Genomic DNA, 4,737 nt, shown 5'->3' with positions numbered 1-4,737 from the left:
TTAGCGATACGATAGTATTCAACTAAAGGGATTTCACTGGGACAAACGTAAGTACAGCAACCACATTCGATGCAGTCGGCCAAGTTAAAGCTAGTGGCTTTATCGTATTCTTGAGCCTTTGCATGCCAGAACAACTGTTGGGGGAGGAGTTGAGCCGGACATACCTCAGCACATTCACCGCAACGTACACAGGGCAGCTCTTTCTGTTCGGGGGCGAGTTCATCGCGAGCAGGTAACAGAATACAATTAGAGCCCTTTAGTGTCGGTGCATTGTCGTTATGCAAGGCATAGCCCATCATAGGTCCACCTATGATCACCTTGTCATGTTCATCGCCTATGAATTGCGTCTGGGTCAACACATGAGATATTGGGGTGCCAATTGGGATCCAATAATTACCAGCACGCTGGATATTGTCGCCTGTGACAGTAACAACACGCTCTATAAGAGGGACATTACGCACAATAGCTTGGTTGATGGCATAAGCCGTGGCAACATTTTGCACCACGATGCCAAGTTGTGCGGGAATGGCTCCTGATGGGACCTCTTGCCCGGTCAAGATCTGAATCAGTTGTTTCTCGCCTCCAGAGGGATACAGTGTCGGTATACTTGTGATCCTGACACCCTCTTTTGGTAGTGAGCTTCGATTCAATGCATGTTGCATCTCCTCGATGGCTTCTGGTTTATTGTCTTCGATGGCGATGATTAGGCGTTTGGGAGCCAGTAATCGATGAATGATGGCGATGCCGTTGAGGATCTCATCGCTTTCTTCACGCATGATCATGTCATCGGCAGTAATATAAGGCTCACACTCGATGCCATTGATGATGACTAACTCAATATCACTGGCTGGGCTGAGTTTAATATGGGTAGGAAATGCCGCGCCGCCGAGGCCCGCGATACCCGCTTGCTGTATTTTTGTTAGCAGTTGTTTGTCTGTTAACTGGTCGACTTCATTACTCGAGAGTGGCGGGTGAATGTTCGCATCATGAGTATCCAGTCCATCGGCGTTAATAACGCAACTCAATACGGCTAATCCTGAGGCATGGTTACCCGGACGCTCTTCAATGCATGATATATGGCCCGAAGTCGGTGCGTGTGCCGCTAGATGGCCAAAATGCGTGCCCTTGGTGAGAATGGCACCTTTAGCGACATAATCACCTTGTTTTACAATTAACACAGCAGATTCGCCGACCTGAGGCAGGGGGACGACATACTCATCAGCCAGGGGCAAGGTTTTGATCGGTTTTCTGTTAGAGAGGTTTTTTCTCTCTGGAGGATGAATACCGCCGCTTGATCGCCAAAGTGTCCCTTTATCAATGTGTTCGAATAAAGTTAGCACTTTACATCCTCTTCTATGGTTTTCACTGGAATGGCGTTTAACTTCCAATCCCAGTTTTTGATATTTTGTGTGACAGGTAGCATGTCAATGCAATCGACAGGGCAGGGCTCAACACACAGGTCACAACCGGTACAATAATCTATTATGACGGTGTGCATCAACTTGCCGGTGCCTAAAATGGCATCCACGGGACAGGCTTGAATACATTTTGTGCAGCCAATACATTCATCTTCACGTATGTATGCCACTTTTTTTATCTGCACTTCCTCGGTCGCCGTTAACGGCTCAGGATCAACCCCAGCCATATCGGCCAGCTTTTCCATGGTGGCGGTGCCACCGGGAGGGCATTTATTGATCTTATCGCCATTCGCTATGGCTTCAGCATAGGGACGACAACCCGGGTACCCACATTGGCCACATTGTGTTTGAGGCAGTAGGGCTTCTAGCTGCTCCACCAGAGGATCGCCTTCGACTTTAAATTTTTCCGCTGCGAAACCAAGCAAGAGACCAAAAAAAAGTGCGAGGAGAGTCAACAAGATTATTGCGATAAATATTCCAGACATGACTATTTAACTAACCCCGTGAATCCCATAAATGCCAGCGACATCAAGCCTGCAGTTATCATTGCAATGGCTCCCCCCCTAAAGGGTAAAGGCACATCAGCGGCCGCGAGACGCTCGCGCATAGCTGAAAACAGGATGAGCACGAGAGAAAACCCAAGGGCGGCGCCAAAACCGTATACGGCAGACTGGATAAAGTTGTGTTTTTCATTGATGTTGAGTAGTGCTACACCCAATACGGCGCAGTTGGTGGTGATCAGCGGCAGATAGATCCCGAGTGCCCTATAGAGTGATGCACTGGTTTTCTGCACTAACATTTCAGTAAATTGTACTACAACGGCGATCACCAGGATGAAACTCATGGTTCTAAGGTAATTAAGGTCAAATGGCAGCAGCAGATATTGATTGACCAGATAACTTAATATCGAGGCCAATGTCAGCACGAATGTGGTCGCCATAGACATGCCTATGGCGGACTCAAGCTTGCTGGAGACCCCCATGAAAGGGCAAAGGCCAAGAAATTTTACTAGTACAAAATTATTGACCAGGACAGTGCCGATCAATAACAGGAGATACTCACTCATCTCATTTCATTTTTGGGAATAATTATGAGTGGCATTATCGGCTTTTCCACTGCCAGAAACAACACATAGAATACAAGGTTTTAATTATTCGGGCATAATCTCAAGAAGCGATCACTTTGGCGCCAACACCTGTATGGCTTGAGGTTGGGCGATATAATAGCCCTGCAAGCCATCGACAAGCATCTTCTCTAGGGTGAGCTTCTCCTCTTGTCGCTCTACACTGGTGGCTATGACTCGTATACCAAGTCTACGAGAGATGTCTACTATCATCTTGATAAAGAACATATTATTGGTATCTTTTTCGATAGATTCTGTATAGCTTCCGTCGAGTTTAATGAAGTCAGGACGAACTTCCCTGAAGAATTTAAATGAGGTAAAGCCCATGCCAAAATGCTCTACACAGACCCGGGCCCCGACACTGTGCATGACCTGAACAAATTTATAACTGGCGGCTAAATTAGATTGCATACCCGCTTCATTGACTTCAAAAACGAGTCTTGCCGCGATATGACGTCTCTTTATCAGTTGATCTTTTAACCAGGCGACGAATGATTCTTGCATTATGGATGACGAGCTGATGTTGATCCCGTATGCGCCTTCGAGTGCCGGTGTATCCATCAGGATTTTTAATGTGTTCAATACAATCAACTTATCTAACTCTAAGATCATGCCATGACGCTCGGCCATTGCAATGACTGTTGCGGTAGGTAAGAACTTACCTTCATTGTTATAAAAACGTGAAAAGAGCTCTTTATAGACGTTAACTTCTGTTCGGCAGGGCTGTATCGGTTGCTGATAAAACTTTATTGCGCGTCTTCTAATTAGATCTTCGATGGCTAATTTCCAGCGGCTATCACCGTAGACTTGATCCCCATTTAGCTTATCTTGCATATGAAAGCAGTTAGGGCCTAAAGTCTGTGCAATGCTGACTGCTGTATCACTTAATGTGAGTAAGTTCATTGGTTTACAATCATGGCGATAGGGAACAAGGCCAACATGTGCAATAGAGTCAGTTTTTAACGTTTGTTGGTATTCATCGAACTGAGACTTCAAACTTTCTAGAAATGGAATGCCATCTTTTAGAATAAGATCGGGAATAAAAACGGCAAAGTCGGCGGTTGAAATTCTATAGCATTGCGAATGCGGATATTTAGTGATGGATTTTCTGATGCAATCAGCGATTTTAGCGAGATAATCATCACCGGCAGAACGACCATGGTGTTGATTTATCTGACCAAGTTCACTGGCTTTTATCAAAGCCAATAGACCAATGTGCTCCTTACCTAAGGTCGCGAAAGATTCGAGTTTTTGGGTGAACTTTATTCTGGTTTCAAATCCCGTAATTTCATCTTGAAAAGCAACACGTTGTAATTTGTCCTTTTCTTTAGCCGATTCATCTGAGCGATATTTAAGTGCTAATTTACATGTTTCGAGGGCTTTGGCTAAGGGCTGAAGCTCAAATGATAACTTTGACGCTGCTAATGCTTCGTATGATTGGCTCGATAAGCTTTCTATATAATTGGCGGCGTAATTGATGGACATTTTAAATCTGAGCATAACCAGCAGATAAGAGAGGGCAATTGATAGATAGCTTAGCCACAAAATCTGCAGGATTTGGATAAACCTGTCGCTGGTGTGTTCGATTAAGTCTCCTGTGTAGAGTTTAACTTGTAATCGTCCGCTACTGATATCACGTGTATCGGCAAGGTCAAGGTGAAAGAGGCGCGCTAAACTCGTCTGTTTTTCAGGGAAAAGCGTGCCTTGAGTCAGATTATTGCTGCTGTCATCTTGATGGATATATTGAAAAAACTGGAAAGTGGCATGTTTATTCAACTCTGCGAAGAGGTTTTGCCCGTTTGTTGCAGTAAAAGTATTGTTGTCGAAGGTTGCCTGATACGTTGCGAGTCTTTGTTGGGATTTGACGTGAAGTGACTTATTGCTGTCTAGATAGACCAGGCCAGTGATACCGCTAAAGAGGATAAGTAAAAAGGCATTAAAGAGTCTAGATAAGCTCATAAGCGTTCCGTTCGCGGAGATAGAATATATGTATTATTCTAGTAAATTCTGAACGTTATTCTAAACTTAAATGAGGATAAATAGAAAGAGCTAGATAGGAAGTAGTGAAAAAGAGTGGCTCCCCGGACTGGACTCGAACCAGTGACATACGGATTAACAGTCCGCCGTTCTACCAACTGAACTACAGGGGAATCGATTTTCTGGTACTTAAATAGGTTAAATTGGCTCCCCGGACTG

At 44.8% G+C, this 4,737-nt stretch carries 4 protein-coding genes and 1 tRNA gene; all 5 read right to left on the bottom strand.

Going from position 1 to position 4,737, the window contains the following annotated elements; genetic code table 11:
• The coding region (gene rsxC, locus HRU42_RS20655) for an electron transport complex subunit RsxC (RefSeq protein ID WP_295033921.1) at nt 1-1,340 on the bottom strand (1,340 nt) is incomplete at its 3' end.
• Nucleotides 1,334-1,903, bottom strand: coding sequence for an electron transport complex subunit RsxB (rsxB, locus tag HRU42_RS20650; protein WP_295033920.1), 570 nt, complete (start codon nt 1,901-1,903; stop codon nt 1,334-1,336). The genes rsxB and rsxC, both read right to left, overlap by 7 nt.
• A 2-nt stretch (nt 1,904-1,905) precedes the next feature.
• Nucleotides 1,906-2,484, bottom strand: a complete 579-nt coding sequence (gene rsxA / locus HRU42_RS20645) for an electron transport complex subunit RsxA (RefSeq protein WP_295033918.1) — start codon at nt 2,482-2,484, stop codon at nt 1,906-1,908.
• A 111-nt stretch (nt 2,485-2,595) separates the two neighbouring features.
• Nucleotides 2,596-4,500 carry a GGDEF domain-containing protein gene (locus tag HRU42_RS20640; protein ID WP_295033916.1) on the bottom strand — a complete coding sequence of 635 codons (1,905 nt, stop codon included), beginning with the start codon at nt 4,498-4,500 and terminating at the stop codon, nt 2,596-2,598.
• A 115-nt stretch (nt 4,501-4,615) separates the two neighbouring features.
• Nucleotides 4,616-4,691 (bottom strand) — tRNA-Asn (locus HRU42_RS20635).
• Nucleotides 4,692-4,737 lie beyond the last annotated feature (46 nt).

It is taken from the genome of Shewanella sp. (assembly GCF_013214165.1).
In the GTDB taxonomy this organism is placed as follows: domain Bacteria; phylum Pseudomonadota; class Gammaproteobacteria; order Enterobacterales; family Shewanellaceae; genus Shewanella.
This window is presented reverse-complemented; position numbering and strand designations above follow the sequence as displayed.

Coding starts and splice junctions, on each gene's coding strand:
- rsxB (WP_295033920.1), bottom strand. CDS start 1,903: ATGTCTGGAATATTTATCGCAATAATCTTGTTGACTCTCCTCGCACTT.
- rsxA (WP_295033918.1), bottom strand. CDS start 2,484: ATGAGTGAGTATCTCCTGTTATTGATCGGCACTGTCCTGGTCAATAAT.
- HRU42_RS20640 (WP_295033916.1), bottom strand. CDS start 4,500: ATGAGCTTATCTAGACTCTTTAATGCCTTTTTACTTATCCTCTTTAGC.